The organism is Intestinimonas sp. UBA1698 (assembly GCF_002320075.1).
Taxonomy (GTDB): domain Bacteria; phylum Bacillota; class Clostridia; order Oscillospirales; family Oscillospiraceae; genus Intestinimonas; species Intestinimonas massiliensis.
In genome coordinates this window covers 13404-27979 of sequence record NZ_DCJO01000024.1, presented here as the reverse complement: position 1 = coordinate 27979, position 14576 = coordinate 13404, and the positions used below count along the sequence as shown (strand labels likewise).

Genomic DNA, 14576 nt, shown 5'->3' with positions numbered 1-14576 from the left:
ATCCTGATGAATTACTCCAAGCTGGAGCCGTCCAATACCGTGGAGACCGACACCTACACCGCCATCACCGTCTCCATTGAGAACGACGGCCGTCAGGTGCCCGCCGTCATCACCCTGCCCAAGGGCGAAGGCCCCTTCCCCGCAGTGGTCATGAATCACGGCCACGGCGGCAGCAAGGATGAGAACGTGGGCTTCGGCGGCGTGGCCGCCGCCCTGGCGGAGGCTGGCATCGCCTCCGTCCGCATGGACTTCCCCGGCTGCGGTGACTCCACCGAGCCCTTTACCAAGAACACCCTGACCAACATGAAGTCCGACTCCAACGCCTCCCTGGCCTACCTGCTGGCCAATTACCCCATCGACGCCGACAAGCTGGGCATCATGGGCTATTCCATGGGCGGCCGCCTGGCCCTGGAGATCGTCAGCGAGAAGGAGAACCCCTACAAGGCCGTGGTCCTGCTCTCCGCCGCCGCCAACCCCGGCGAGGAGTCCATTGCCGGCATCCTGCCCGCCGGCAGCAGCATCGACGCCGCCGTCGCCGCCGCTAAGGAGAAGGGCTCCTTCGACTACACCACCCGCTATGGCCAGAACCTGTCCCTGTCCGCCCAGTGGTTCGAGGACATGCTGGTGGACCCCCTGGCCGCCATCAAAAACTACACCGGCCCCATGCTGGTGCTCCACGGCGACAAGGATGACGTGGTTACCGACGCCACCAACAAGCTCATCGTGAAGGCCTATCCCGCCGCGGAGGAGGTTATCGTACCCGACGCCGACCACGGCTATGGCTTCTACTCCGAACAGCCCGACGTGACCGCCGCGGTGGAGGGCAACATTTCCGCCTTCTTCTCCAGGCATCTGCTGGGCAAGATGTCCATGGCCGACTATCTGGCCGTCACCGCGTATGACTGGTTTGCCACCGGCAAGACCGACTACACCATCCAGGGCAAGATGGTCTCTGCGGCCACCGACGTCTACAACAACCTGGAGGACGCCAGCTACACCGCCCAGCCCAACGGCGAGGACGTGATTCTGAAGGGTACCAGCGGCGAGGAGTGGGTGACCAAGCTGTCCAAGGTCATCAAGACCTATACCAAGGCCGACGGCACCGAGCTCACCGCCGCGGATTTTGCCGCCGACACCTACATCGACCTGAAGACCAAGCCCACCACCGGCAACTTCGCCTGCTTCATCCCCGCCGAGCTCCAGGTGGAGGTCCAGACCGCGTGGGGTGACGTGCTCCAGGCCAATCGGGCCGGTGTGCCCCACGGCGAGGGCGACTACCTGGTCTGCGGCGCCGGTGAGGACGGCCAGCCCGACCTCAGCGACGTGTGGGTGGTCAACGGGGCTATTTTCCCCGACACCTACGACATGACCAACGCAGTGGCTGCTGACAAGGCCGCCTGAGCAGAGACAGTAAAAAAACTGCGGAGCCAATGGCTCCGCAGTTTTTTTATGAAAGCTCCTGGTCGGACAGCCAGGTGAGGAAGCTCCGGGCCAGCTCCAGCTTTTTGGGCGTCATGCCCCGGAGCAGCTCGGCCACCCCCCGCCACTCCTCTCCGGCGGGCCGGGCGGTCCCCACCAGAAACGCGTCCGGCGTGGTGTCCAGGGCCAGCGAAAGACGCATGACGACTTCAATGGAGGGAATGGAGATGCCCCGTTCAATGCTGGACAGATACTTATAGCCGATGTCAGCCTTCTCCTCCACAGCCGACTGTTTGAGGCCGAGCTGCTTCCTGCGCCGGGCAATTCTTTTGCCGATTTCGTGATAATCCAAATCCATGATACACCTCCATACGCCTAGCATATGGAAAATCACGGCGCAATAAACATGCTATAAGCAAGAAACCGACTTGACACATTATTATTCAAGCTATATAATGAATTATCGCCTTAAAATACGAATCTTGGAGGGAGAGAGATGTTCCAAAAGATGTACTTTGCCCTGTTCAACGCCATCACCGACAGCCTGACCCAGCTCGAGGCCCGGAATTACGGCGAGGCGGAACACATCCTCCGGGAAGCCCAGCAGCAGGCGGAGACCCTCTTTCTGGAAGGGCGGGATGCCCCTTGACAGCCTCGGATTTTGGTGATATAGTGTCTGCGTTGCAGAGGCAATGACGGGGAAACCGTCCCGCTTCGCCGCACAGAGAGGGCGCGCCGCCGGCTGAGAGCGCGCCTGCACCCGCGAAAAGGACCCAACCACCCCCGAGCCGCCCACCGAACTCCGCGGACAGTAGGCTGGGCCGGGCCCTCCCGTTACAGAGGTCACGAGCGACGGCGCTTCACAGGGCCGTAAGCAGGGTGGAACCGTGGGATCTCTCATCTCACCCCTGAACTTCATCAGGGGTGAGATTTTTTATCGTCTTTGCCCCAATACAAGGAGGAATTACCATGGCAGAAGAAAACAATCAGTATACGTTTGAGAACGAGACCTACCGCAAGACCTATTGGCATACCTGCTCCCACATCCTGGCCCAGGCCGTCAAGCGCCTGTACCCCGAGGTGAAGCTGGCCATCGGCCCCTCCATCGACGAGGGCTTTTACTACGATATGGACTCCCCCTTCCCCTTTACCCCGGAGATCATGGAGAAGATCGAGGGGGAGATGCGGAAGATCTGCAAGGAGAAGCTGAAGCTGGAGCGCTTCGAGCTGCCCCGGGAAGAGGCCCTGAAGTTCATGGAGGAGAAGGGCGAGCCCTACAAGGTGGAGCTCATCCAGGATCTGCCGGAGGACGCTCACATCTCCTTCTATCGGCAGGGCGAGTTCACCGACCTGTGTGCCGGCCCCCATCTGGACTCCACCGGCCGGGTGAAGGGCAACGCCATCAAGCTCACCGCCTGCAACGCCGCCTACTGGCGGGGCGACTCCAACCGGGAGACCCTCCAGCGCATCTACGGCATCGCCTTCCCCAAGAAGGACGAGCTGGACGCGTATCTCCAGCGCATCGAGGAGGCCAAGAAGCGGGACCACCGCAAGCTGGGCAAGGAGCTGGGCCTGTTCGCTTTCCGGGACGAGGCCCCCGGCTTCCCCTTCTATCTGCCCAAGGGCATGGTGCTGAAAAACACCCTGATCGACTACTGGCGCCAGGTCCATAAGAAGTGGGAGTACAAGGAGATCGCCACCCCCCAGATCATGCGCCGGACCCTGTGGGAGACCTCCGGCCACTGGGACCACTACAAGGACAACATGTACACCACCGTCATCGACGAGGAGGACTTCGCCATCAAGCCCATGAACTGCCCCGGCAGCATCCTGGTCTATGAGCTGGAGCCCCACTCCTACCGGGACCTGCCCCTGCGCTACGGCGAGCTGGGCATTGTCCACCGCCATGAGCTCTCCGGCGCCCTCCACGGCATGTTCCGGGTCCGCTGTTTCACCCAGGACGACGCGCACATCCTGCTGGCCCAGGAGCAGATCAAGGATGAGGTCATCCGCATTGCCCGGCTTTTTGACGAGGTCTACTCCCTCTTCGGTCTGCCCTATAAGATCGAGCTGTCCACCATGCCCGACGACCACATTGGCTCTGTGGAGGACTGGGAGGTGGCCACCAAGGCTCTGGCCGACGCCATCACCAGCATCGGCAAGAGCTATGAGGTCAACGAGGGCGACGGCGCCTTCTACGGGCCTAAGCTGGACTTCCACATCCAGGACTCCCTGGGGCGGACCTGGCAGTGCGGCACCATTCAACTGGATTACCAGCTCCCCGGCCGGTTCGATCTGGAGTATATCGGCGCGGACGGCGAGAAGCACTGCCCCGTCATGATCCACCGGGTGGTATTCGGCTCCATCGAGCGGTTCATCGGCGTTATCACCGAGCACTTTGCCGGGGCGTTCCCCACCTGGCTGGCCCCCGTGCAGGTCAAGGTGCTGCCCATCACCGACCGGGCGGCCGACTATGCCGACTGCGTGGCCAAACGGCTGGACGCGGCGGGCTTCCGGGTGGAGACCGACCGCCGCAACGAGAAGATCGGCAAGAAGATCCGGGAAGCCCAACTGGAGAAGGTCCCCTATATGCTGGTGGTGGGCGACAAGGAGGCCGAGAGCGGTCAGGTGGCCGTCCGTACCCGCGCCGGCGGCGACCAGGGTGTCATGGCGCTGGACGCCTTCCTGGCGGCCCTGAAGGAAGAGGTAGACACCAAGGCCATTCGGTGATAGAATCGGCATACGGTGAAACGCGAGGGGGCTCCGGCTTTTGCCGGAGCCCCCTCGCTGGAAGCGCGGCTGACAAGGAGGCAGAGATATGGAAACCTTTCTGGCGACCCTCCAGAGCCTGGGGCTCTACCTGGGGGTCATCGCTTTGGGCGCCCTGGTGGGCTCACGCAGGGCGGTGCGGGGGAAGAAGCTGACCTGGCTGGGCCGGCTCCAGACCGTGGTGCTGATTCTGCTCATCTTTACGCTGGGCGTGGAGATCGGCGCAGACGAGCAGGTGGTGGCCTCGCTGGGCTCCATCGGCCTGTCTGCCCTGGTCATCACCCTGTTTGTCCTGGCGGGCTCGGTGCTGGCGGTGCTGCTGGTCCGCAAGTGCATGGGCCTGGACCGGCAGGGCCGCAGCGCCGCCCCGGCGGAGGAGAGGGGAGGGGAGGCCCCATGACCGGCTGGATCGTGGGGGCGGTGGCCGCGGGCATGCTGGCGGGACACTTTGTGCTCCCGGCGGAATGGGCCGCCCACTGCGGCGCCCTTATCACCCTGGGGCTGTGCCTCATCCTCTTCCTGGTGGGCGTGGACATGGGCCGCCAAGGCAATGTGTGGCGGGACATCCGGCAGGCTGGAGCCCGGGTGCTGGCCATCCCGGTGGCGGCCGCCGCCGGAACCCTGGCCGCCGCGGCCGTGGCTGGGCTCTTCCTGCCCATGAGCGTCAAGGACGCTATGGCGGCCTCCGCCGGCTTTGGCTGGTATTCCCTGGCCCCTATGCTTCTGGCGGACTACTCCCCCTCGGTGTCCGCCGTGGCCTTCCTGTCCAATGTCATGCGGGAGGTCTTTGCCATCGTCCTCATCCCCATCCTGGCCCGGCGGGTGGGCTATCTGGAGTGCGTGGGGGTGGCGGGCGCCACCGCCATGGATACCGTCCTGCCGGTGGTGGTGAGGGCCACCGACGAGCGCATCGCCATCTATTCCTTTGTCTCGGGTGTGGTTTTGTCCTTCGCCGTGCCGGTGGTGGTGCCCGCCGTGGTGGCGCTGCCGTTCTGAACGTGAAAAAGCGCCCTGTGACTTGACACGGGGCGCTTTCCTCATGTAAGGGCTTACTTGCGGTCCTTGTCGCCGGTGTCTTCCTGGGGCAGGACTACCACCCGGATCTCCAGAACCCGGCGGTGGTCCACCCTGGTGACGGTCACATCCAGATTCTCATAGACGAAGTGATCCCCCTCCTCCGGCACCCGGCCGATCTCCTCCATGACCCAGCCGGACACCGTGGTGCAGTCCCGCTCGCCCTTGATGGAGAACAGATCGTACAGGTCGGTGAGGTTGGCGTTGCAGGAGATCAGGTAGCTGCCGTCGGACTGCTTTTTGAACTCCTCGATGACCTCGTCGTGCTCATCCCAGATTTCGCCCACCAGCTCCTCGACGATGTCCTCCAGGGTGCACAGGCCTTCGGTGCCGCCGTACTCGTCCACCACAATGACCATGTGGGCCTTGGCCCGCTGGAGGATGCGCAGCAGGTCGGAGATCTTGGTGCTGCCGGTGGTGTAGAGCACATTGCTGACGATGGCGGATACGTCCTCCTGGCCGTGGTAGCGGGCGGCATGGAAGTCCTTTTCGTGGATGACGCCGATGATGTTGTCGATGGTGTCGTGGTAGATGGGCAGCCGGGAGTAGCCGTTTTCCGCGAAGATGGCGGCGATCTCGTCCATGGTGGCGGTGTCTTCGGCGGCCACGATGTCCACCCGGGGGGTGAGGATCTCCTCCACCTCCAGGTCGTTGAACTCGATGGCGGAGCGGATGAGCTGCCCCTCATGCTGGTCCAGGCCGCCCTCGTTCTCGGCCTGATCCACCATGGTGATGAGCTCCTCCTCGGTGATGCCCTCCTCCTCCGACTTGCGGAAGATGCGGCTGAGGAGCTTCTTCCACTGGGCAAAGAGGTAGTTCACCGGGGCCAGCACCGTCATCAGCACCCGCATGATGGGGGCTGCGAACATGGCAAAGGCCTCGGCGTTCTCTTTGGCCATGCTCTTGGGGGAGATCTCGCCAAAGACCAGAATAACCACGGTCAGCACCACCGTGGAGACCAGCGGACCGTAGTCCAAAAACAGCTTGGTGAACAAAACGGTGCCCACGGTGGAGGCCGAGATGTTCACGATGTTGTTGCCGATCAGGTTGGTGGACAGGAGCTTGTCGTAGTCCTCCGCGATGCGCAGGGTCAGGGCAGCCCGCTTGTTGCCGCTGTCCGCCCGGCTCTTGAGCCGGATGCGGTTGAGCGAGGTAAAGGCGGTCTCGGTGGCGGAGAAAAAGGCGGAGAGGATCACGAGGATCACAAGGGCGGCGATCATACTGATACTGGCTGGGTCCAACATACGGACAAATCAACTCAACTTTCTGATAAAATTTACGCACAAAGGGACAGCCCTATCCCACGACGGGTAAGGCTGTCCCTGTACTCATTTGTTGGGGGTTACTAGGGGGAGGTTCGTCCACGAGGGCTCACCGACTCCTTCATCAAAGTTGGCATAAAGCATATCACATCTCGGGTGGGAATGCAAGGGTTATTTCTGAAGTTCTTCCACTTCCTGGGCGGAGAGTGCCACACCGCCTCCCAGCAGGCGGGCGTTGAGGTGGATCTGCGCGGTGTGCTCCACGGTCTCCATGCGCCAGTAGGCCTGCTCCAGATCGGCGCCCACGGTGAGCACGCCGTGGTTGGCCAGCAGCACGGCGTCGTGGTTCCACAGCAGCGGCCCCACGGCGGCGGGGAGGGCCAGGGTGCCCGAGCGGGCGTAGGGGGCGCAGGGGATGGCCCCAAGGCTCATGACGATCTCCCCCAGAATGGGACGTTCGATGGGCTGACGGGCGCAGGCGAAGGCCGTGGCGGCGGGGGGATGGGCGTGGCAGACCCCGTGCACGTCACTGCGGCGGCGGTAGCACTCCAGATGGAGGGGCGTCTCGGAGGAGGGACGGAAGCCGGGTGCGCCCGCTACCACCGTCCCCTCCCGGTCCACCACCAGGAGCATCTCGGGGGAGAGAAAGCCCTTGCTCACCCCGGCGGGGGTCACCAGAAAGAGACCCTCGCCCAGGCGGCGGCTCAGGTTGCCGTCGTTGGCGGCCACCCAGCCCTTTTCCCACATTCTGCGTCCCAGCGCGCAGATCAGCCGGCGCTGCGTCTCATAGTCCACTTGGAAACACTCCCTTTTCTGAATGAGGGCGGGCGGCGCGGGCCCGCCAAGCAAGCGGCGCGCGGGGAGACCGCGCGCCGCCGTATGGCTGAGAGAAGGTCAGGACCCTGCCGGGGGATCGGTCTCCAGCAGCGCCTTGGCCGAGGCGGCCAGCCCGGCCAGCCCCTGGATTTCAGAGGGGATGATGATCTTCGTGGCCTTGCCGTCGGCCACCTTCTCCATGGCCTCCAGGGCCTTGAGCTTGACCACCTGGCCGTTGGGGTTGGCCTCGTTGAGCAGCTTGATGGCGTCCGCCGTGGCCTGCTGCACCTTCATGATGGCCTGGGCCTCGGCGTCAGCGGCCATGATGCGGGCCTCCTTCTCGCCTTCGGCCTTCCGGATGGCGGCCTGCTTGGCGGCCTCGGCCCGGAGGATCAGGGACTGCTTCTCGCCCTCTGCCACCAGGATCTGGCTCTGCTTCTGGCCCTCGGCCTGGAGGATGGACTCCCGGCGCTCACGCTCGGCCTTCATCTGCTTCTCCATGGCGTCCTGAATTTCACGGGGGGGAAGGATGTTCTTCAGCTCCACCCGGTTGACCTTGATGCCCCAGGGGTCGGTGGCCTCATCCAGCAGGGAACGCATCTTGGTGTTGATATGGTCGCGGCTGGTGAGGGTCTGGTCCAGCTCCAGGTCGCCGATGATGTTGCGCAGGGTGGTGGCAGTCAGGTTTTCGATGGCGCTCATGGGGTGCTCTACACCGTAGGTGTACAGCTTGGGGTCGGTGATCTGAAAGTAGATGACCGTGTCGATCTGCATGGTGACGTTATCCTTGGTGATGACGGGCTGGGGGGCGAAGTCCACCACCTGCTCCTTGAGGGAGACGGCCTTGGCCACCCGCTCGATAAAGGGGATCTTGAAGTGGATGCCCACGCCCCAGACGGAGTGGAAAGCGCCCAGACGTTCGATGACGTAGGCCTTGGACTGCTGCACCACCCGGATGTTGGCGGCCAGAATGAGGATGATGAGCACGATCAGGATGATGGGTACGATGAAACCAAAGATAGCAGCGGGCATAATGTGACCTCCTTGTAATCAGTTGGACGACGGCTTATTGGGACTGGGTACGGCTGGCGGCGGGGATGGGCGTCACATAGAGCTTCACGCCCTCGATGCGCTCCACCCGGACGGTGGTCCCCACGGGAAGGATCTGCTCACCGGCGGAGCGTGCGGTCCAGGGCATGCCGCCCACCTTGACCTGGCCCAGGCCCCGAAGGTTGTCGATCTCCTGGACGACCACGGCCTCCTGGCCGATGACGCGGTCGGCGTTGGTGGCGGTCCGCCTGGCGTTGAAGTATTTCTGGGCCAGGGGACGCACCAACAGGAGCGTGACGAAGGACACGGCCAGAAAGACCACGACCTGCACCAGCAGGGAGTTGAGAAAGGCCGAAAGGATCAGGGCGGCCAGCGCTCCGGCCGCGAACCAGATGGAAGCCAACCCCACCGTGGCAGCCTCCACCACGCCAAAGATGATAAGAGCGACCAGCCACAGGATGCTGTACATGTATCCCCCTCCTTTACAAAATATAGTATGGGATGCAAAAAAGAACGGCCGCTATATGTAAGTCTACCACACCCCTAGGGAAATTACCAGTAAATTTGATGTACGACAAATGAAAAGGATTTGCCAATTGCCGGATAATTGGGTATAATGCAACAAGAAGCATAAAATCAGAAGGGAGGGGATCGGATGGAGCGGCTGAAGCTGGCGGTGCCGACCCTGTTCGGATTAGAGGGGCTGACGGCGGACGAGCTGCGCCGGCTGGGTCTGGAGGAGGTCCGGGCGGACAACGGCCGGGTGACGGCGCTGGGTACGCCCGCTGATGTGGCCCGGCTCAACCTGAATCTGCGCACCGGCGAGCGGGTGCTCATCGAGTTGGGCTGCTTTCTGGCCGGGGACTTCGACGCCCTCTTCGAGGGGACCCGGGCCCTGCCCTGGGAGCAGTTTATCCCCCTGAATGGGGCCTTCCCCGTCAAGGGACACAGCCTGAATTCCGCCCTCCACGCCATCCCCGCCTGCCAGTCCATCGTGAAAAAGGCGGTGGCGGCCCGGCTGGGACAGAAATACGGCCTGGAGACCCTGCCGGAAAACGGTCCGGTCTATCAGATTCAATTTTCCATCATGAAGGATATGGCCACGCTGATGCTGGATACCTCCGGTGCCGGACTGCACAAGCGGGGCTACCGGGCGGTGGGGGTGACGGCCCCTCTGCGGGAGACCCTGGCCGCCGCCCTGGTGCTGCTGTCCCGCTACCGGGGGAGGGACCCCTTCTGCGACCCCTTCTGCGGCTCGGGCACCATCGCCATCGAGGCCGCCCTCATCGCCAAAAACCGGGCCCCCGGTTTGGAGCGCTCCTTCTCCGCGCAGCGGTGGGCCTGCGTCCCGGCCCAGGCCTGGATGGACGCCGCCGACGAGGCCATGGACCGGGAGTTTGACGGAGCATACGAAATCTGGGGCGGCGATATCGACCCCAAGGCGGTGGCCATCGCCCGGGACAATGCCGTCAAGGCGGGGGTAGAGGACCTGATCCGCTTCGAGGTGGCGGACGCCCGGGCCTTCCGCCGGGAGGCACCCTACGGCCGGGTGGTCACCAATCCGCCCTACGGTGAGCGCATCATGGAAAAGCGGGAGGCGGAGGAGCTCTACCGGGCCTTCGGAAAGGCGTACCGCGGCCTGCCGCCCGGATGGAGCCTGGCCCTGTTGTCCTCCCACACGGAATTCGAGCGGACCTTTGGCCGGACGGCCGACAAGAAGCGCAAGCTCTACAATGGAATGATCAAGTGCGACCTGTTTCTGTATCACAAGAGGGAGCGAGGATGAGAACAAGACGTGTGAAACGGCCGAGCCTCCGGGCCCAGGCCCTGGCCCTGCTGCTGACGGCCGTCTTGACCTCCGCCGCCCTGGCTGCGCCCCAGATCTGGGGCTACCAGGAGGGCCTGGCCAAGGCTGCGGAGGGCGGGCTGTGGGGCTTTGCCAACGTGGCGGGGGAGATCGTCATTCCCATCCAGTACCAGTCGGTGATGGACTTCAGCCTGGGGGTGGCCCGGGTGCAGAAGAACAACAAGCTGGGACTCATTCGTCCCGACGGCGCCTATCTGATCCAGCCGGAGTACGACACCCTGGAGCCCATTGGTTACGGCCTCTACCGGGCCCAGAAGGGGAATGAGTGGGGCGTGGTGAGCATGGTGGCCTTCCCCAGCCGCTTCGGCGGGGAGACTCAGGAGCTCTACCCCCTTACATACGACTATGCGGCGGTACGCAAGGCCGACGGCCTGGATGTACTGGTGCTGACCAGCGGGGGAGTTGAGACCCTGGTGCCTATGAACACCCTGCCCGCCCTGCTGGTGGAGCGCAAGGTGCCCTCCGCCCGGTTTTCGCTGGTACAAAAGCGCCTGCCCAACTTTTCCGACGTGACGCCCCGGGACTGGTACGACCTGTGGGTGGATGTGGCCTATAACGTGGGGCTGATGGAGGGCGTGGGGGACAACCGTTTCAACCCCGACGGCACCCTCACCGTGGCTGAGGCCCTCAAGCTGGCCGCGCATATGGAGAGTCGGTATCTGGGGGACGACTTCCACCTCCAGAGCGTGACCACCCAGCCCTGGTACCGCTCGTCGGTGGCCTACTGCGTGGCCAGCGGCATCATCACCGAGGGAGAATTCACCGATTATGAGCGGCCCGTCACCCGGGCCGAGATGGCCAGGATCTTTGCGGCCACCGCCCTGGGGCGCGGCATGCCGGAGATCAACAGCCTGGAGCGGGTGAAGAGCCATCTGCCCGACGTGAAGGCGGGGGATTACGCCGCCGATGCCATTTACAGCCTCTATGCCAAGGGGGTGTTCACTGGCACGGACGGCCAGCTCACCTTCCGCGCGGAGGGCCGGCTCACCCGGGCCGAGGCGGCGGCCATCGTCTCCCGCATGGCCCGCACCGAGCAGCGGGTGAACCTGTGGGGCACGGGGACTCAGTTCCGCACGCAGACGACGGGGCTGACCAACGGACTTCTCCCCACCCGGTGAACGCCCGTCAAGCACGCCCTTCTTCGGCCCCCGGGGCCGCATTCTGGGTAAGGAGATCCTGCGATGAAGCATCTTTTCCTGATCAATCCCGCGGCGGGGAAGAAGGGGAGCACCGAGGCGCTGGAAAATCGCATTCGGGCAATCTTTGCCCCCCGGGGCGAGCCCTGGGAGGCGATCCTCACCCGGGGCCCCGGCCATGCCGAGACCTGTGCCCGCGCCGCCGCCGAAACGGGGGAGCCGGTGCGCATCTATGCCTGCGGCGGAGACGGCACCCTCAACGAGGCGGTCAATGGGGCCGCGGGCTTTGCCAATGCCGCCGTTACCAACGTCCCCAAGGGCACGGGAAACGATTTTCTCAAGATCTTCGGGGCGGACTACCGCAGCCGGTTTTCCGACCTGGCCGCCCTGGCGGACGGCCCTCAGGCCTGTTTCGACCTGATGGACTGCAACGGCAGATTGGGTATCGGCGTGGTCTGCGCCGGAGTGGACGCCCAGGTGGCGGCGGATGTGCACCGCTATAAAGCACTGCCTCTGGTGACGGGGATGGGGGCCTATATCCTGTCCCTGACGGTGAACGTGCTCTTCAAGGGAATTGCTCGCCCCACGGTGGTGGAGGTGGGCGGACGGCGGATGGAGGAGGATACCTCCATCATCTGCATCTGCAACGGCCGCTATTACGGCGGCGGCTTTATGCCGGTGGGCGACGCCATGCCGGATGACGGGGTACTCGACATGCTGGTGGTGCCACGGGTCAACCGCCGGACCTTTGCGCGACTGGTGGGCCAATACGCCCAGGGGCGCTACCGGGATTACCCCGAGCTGATTTATGCCTGCCAGGGCCAGACCATCTCCTTCTCCTCGCCTCAGGAGCTGGTGGCGGTGGTGGACGGGGAGGTCCTGCGAGGCCGGCGGTTCACCGTGGCGCTGTCGGAGCGGAAGGTGGCCTTCTTCTACCCCGCCGGACTGAGCTATCAGCCCAAAGACTAGCACTCCGGCAGGATGTCTGTGAACAAAAAGTGAATTTTTGAAAAATCAACCTCTAATTTTGAAAATTGGGGGTTGATTTTTTTGGCAAGTAGCGGTATTATCATACTCGAGGTTAGCACTCGAAAGAAATGAGTGCTAAACACTGAGTCAGCTAATAAGAAAAAATGATATAAGGAGGAACCCATTATGAAACTCAAACCCCTTGCGGACCGAGTGATCATCAAGATGGTGGAGGCCGAGGAGAAGACCAAGAGCGGTATTATCCTCACCGGCGCCGCCAAGGAGAAGCCCGAGGTGGCCGAGGTCATCGAGGTGGGCCCCGGCGGCCTGGTGGACGGCAAGGAAGTCAAGATGACCGTCATGAAGGGCCAGAAGGTCATCACCAGCAAGTATGCCGGCACCGAGGTCAAGGTGGACGGCGAAGAGTACACCATCGTCCGCCAGAATGATATCCTGGCCATCGTCGAGTAAACCTGTTTCGTATTTTTATATCTCAATATAACTGGAGGTAATCAATATGGCTAAGATTCTCTGCTACGGCGAGGAAGCCCGCCGCGCTCTGGAGCGCGGTGTCAACCAGCTCGCCGATACCGTGAAGATCACTCTGGGTCCCAAGGGCCGCAATGTGGTCCTGGATAAGAAGTTCGGCACTCCCCTCATTACCAACGACGGCGTGACCATCGCCAAGGAGATCGAGCTGGCTGACCCCTTTGAAAACATGGGCGCCCAGATCGTGAAGGAAGTTTCCACCAAGACCAACGACGTGGCCGGCGACGGCACCACCACCGCCACCCTGCTGGCCCAGGCAATGATCCGCGAGGGCCTGAAGAACCTGGCCGCCGGTGCTAACCCCATGGTCATGAAGAAGGGCATCGCCAAGGCCACCGAGGCCGCCATCGAGGCCATTCAGGCCAATTCCAAGAAGGTCAGCGGCTCTGACGATATCGCCCGCGTGGGCGCCGTCTCTTCCGGCGACGAGACCATCGGCAAGCTGATCGCCGAGGCCATGGAGAAGGTCTCCGCCGACGGCGTCATCACCGTGGAGGAATCCAAGACCGCTGAGACCTACTCTGAGGTGGTCGAGGGCATGCAGTTCGACCGCGGCTATATCGCCCCCTATATGGTCACCGACACCGAGAAGATGGAGGCCGTCCTGGACGATCCCCTCATCCTCATCACCGATAAGAAGATCTCTAGCATTCAGGAGCTGCTGCCCCTGCTGGAGCAGGTGGTCCAGTCCGGCAAGAAGCTGCTGATCGTGGCCGAGGATGTGGAGGGCGAGGCCCTGTCCACCCTGATCGTCAACAAGCTGCGCGGCACCCTGAACGTCTGCTGCGTCAAGGCTCCCGGCTTTGGCGACCGCCGCAAGGAGATGCTGCAGGATATGGCCATCCTCACCGGCGGCACCGTCATCTCTTCCGACCTGGGCTATGAGCTCAAGGAGACCACCGTCGATATGCTGGGCAAGGCCCGCCAAGTCAAGGTGAACAAGGACAACACCATCATCGTGGACGGCTCCGGCGACAGCAAGGCGATCAAGGACCGTGTGAACCAGATCCGCGCCCAGATCGAGGTCACCACCTCTGATTATGACCGCGAGAAGCTCCAGGAGCGCTTGGCCAAGCTGGCCGGCGGCGTGGCCATCATCCGTGTGGGCGCTGCCACCGAGTCCGAGATGAAGGAGAAGAAGCTCCGCATCGAGGATGCCCTGAACGCCACCCGCGCCGCCGTTGAGGAGGGCATCGTGGCCGGCGGCGGCACCGCCTATGTCAACGCCATTCCCGCCGTGGAGAGGCTGATTTCCAAGGTGGAGGGCGACGAGAAGACCGGCGTGCGCATCGTGGCCAAGGCCCTCAGCGAGCCCGTGAAGCAGATCGCCATCAATGCCGGGATCGACGGCTCCGTGGTGCTGGAGAAGATCAAGAACGCCCGTAAGGTCGGCTATGGCTTCGACGCCTATAAGGAGACCTACTGCGACATGATCACCGCCGGCATCGTGGACCCCACCAAGGTGACCCGCTCCGCTCTGCAGAACGCCGCCTCTGTGGCAGCTATCCTGCTGACCACCGAGTCTCTGGTGGCCGACAAGCCCGAGCCCCCCGCGCCCGCGCCTGCAGCCCCCGATATGGGCGGCATGTACTGAGAATAGCAGCCAAAAGCCCCGCGGCAATTGCCGCGGGGCCTTTTCCTTTTTCATGTGGGTCAGGAGCGGGT

General features: G+C 63.2%; 15 protein-coding genes. 10 read left to right on the top strand and 5 right to left on the bottom strand.

Annotated features, from left to right (window positions below; all coding sequences use genetic code 11):
• On the top strand, positions 1 to 1401 hold a 1401-nt coding region (locus B3H64_RS04990), incomplete at its 5' end, for an alpha/beta hydrolase family protein (protein ID WP_286733456.1).
• A gap of 46 nt (positions 1402 to 1447) precedes the next feature.
• Here the strand turns inward: B3H64_RS04990 and B3H64_RS04985 are convergent.
• Positions 1448 to 1777 (bottom strand): helix-turn-helix domain-containing protein, encoded by a 330-nt coding sequence (locus tag B3H64_RS04985; protein WP_050617103.1) that lies wholly within the window; start codon positions 1775 to 1777, stop codon positions 1448 to 1450.
• Between the two features lie 138 nt (positions 1778 to 1915).
• Between B3H64_RS04985 and B3H64_RS04980 the strand changes: the two genes are divergently transcribed.
• The 4 genes from B3H64_RS04980 to B3H64_RS04965 all read left to right on the top strand — a co-directional run bounded on the left by B3H64_RS04980 (position 1916) and on the right by B3H64_RS04965 (position 5184).
• Positions 1916 to 2068: a hypothetical protein gene (locus B3H64_RS04980; protein ID WP_238072759.1), complete on the top strand. Its 153-nt coding sequence runs from the start codon at positions 1916 to 1918 to the stop codon at positions 2066 to 2068.
• A 320-nt stretch (positions 2069 to 2388) separates the two neighbouring features.
• Complete coding sequence (thrS, locus tag B3H64_RS04975; protein WP_286733451.1) at positions 2389 to 4149, top strand: threonine--tRNA ligase; 1761 nt, start codon at positions 2389 to 2391, stop codon at positions 4147 to 4149.
• An 88-nt stretch (positions 4150 to 4237) separates the two neighbouring features.
• Positions 4238 to 4588, top strand: a complete 351-nt coding sequence (locus B3H64_RS04970; protein ID WP_238072761.1) for a LysO family transporter — start codon at positions 4238 to 4240, stop codon at positions 4586 to 4588.
• Positions 4585 to 5184 (top strand): lysine exporter LysO family protein, encoded by a 600-nt coding sequence (locus B3H64_RS04965; protein WP_238072762.1) that lies wholly within the window; start codon positions 4585 to 4587, stop codon positions 5182 to 5184. The genes B3H64_RS04970 and B3H64_RS04965 overlap by 4 nt, the downstream gene beginning before the upstream one ends.
• 53 nt (positions 5185 to 5237) lie before the next feature.
• Here the strand turns inward: B3H64_RS04965 and B3H64_RS04960 are convergent, their stop codons facing one another.
• The 4 genes from B3H64_RS04960 to B3H64_RS04945 all read right to left on the bottom strand — a co-directional run bounded on the left by B3H64_RS04960 (position 5238) and on the right by B3H64_RS04945 (position 8859).
• Positions 5238 to 6482 (bottom strand): HlyC/CorC family transporter, encoded by a 1245-nt coding sequence (locus tag B3H64_RS04960; RefSeq protein ID WP_242853662.1) that lies wholly within the window; start codon positions 6480 to 6482, stop codon positions 5238 to 5240.
• A 213-nt stretch (positions 6483 to 6695) separates the two neighbouring features.
• Positions 6696 to 7319: a class II aldolase/adducin family protein gene (locus B3H64_RS04955; protein ID WP_286733444.1), complete on the bottom strand. Its 624-nt coding sequence runs from the start codon at positions 7317 to 7319 to the stop codon at positions 6696 to 6698.
• 99 nt (positions 7320 to 7418) lie between these two features.
• Positions 7419 to 8372, bottom strand: a complete 954-nt coding sequence (locus B3H64_RS04950) for an SPFH domain-containing protein (RefSeq protein ID WP_050617100.1) — start codon at positions 8370 to 8372, stop codon at positions 7419 to 7421.
• Between the two features lie 34 nt (positions 8373 to 8406).
• Positions 8407 to 8859, bottom strand: a complete 453-nt coding sequence (locus B3H64_RS04945; RefSeq protein WP_256302986.1) for an NfeD family protein — start codon at positions 8857 to 8859, stop codon at positions 8407 to 8409.
• 186 nt (positions 8860 to 9045) lie between these two features.
• Between B3H64_RS04945 and B3H64_RS04940 the strand changes: the two genes are divergently transcribed.
• The 5 genes from B3H64_RS04940 (at position 9046) to groL (ending at position 14505) form a co-directional block, all read left to right on the top strand.
• Positions 9046 to 10176 carry a THUMP domain-containing class I SAM-dependent RNA methyltransferase gene (locus B3H64_RS04940; protein WP_238072765.1) on the top strand — a complete coding sequence of 377 codons (1131 nt, stop codon included), beginning with the start codon at positions 9046 to 9048 and terminating at the stop codon, positions 10174 to 10176.
• Positions 10177 to 10187: 11 nt separating this feature from the next.
• Positions 10188 to 11375, top strand: a complete 1188-nt coding sequence (locus tag B3H64_RS04935) for a WG repeat-containing protein (RefSeq protein ID WP_286733439.1) — start codon at positions 10188 to 10190, stop codon at positions 11373 to 11375.
• 63 nt (positions 11376 to 11438) lie between these two features.
• On the top strand, positions 11439 to 12362 hold the full coding sequence (locus tag B3H64_RS04930) for a diacylglycerol/lipid kinase family protein (RefSeq protein WP_286733437.1): 924 nt from the start codon (positions 11439 to 11441) through the stop codon (positions 12360 to 12362).
• Positions 12363 to 12548: 186 nt separating this feature from the next.
• Entirely contained in the window at positions 12549 to 12833 is a 285-nt protein-coding gene (locus B3H64_RS04925) for a co-chaperone GroES (RefSeq protein WP_050617096.1), read from the top strand.
• 46 nt (positions 12834 to 12879) lie between these two features.
• The gene (gene groL / locus B3H64_RS04920) at positions 12880 to 14505 is read left to right on the top strand and encodes a chaperonin GroEL (protein WP_050617095.1); all 1626 of its coding nucleotides are present in this window, start codon (positions 12880 to 12882) and stop codon (positions 14503 to 14505) included.
• The last annotated feature ends 71 nt before the right edge of the window (positions 14506 to 14576 follow it).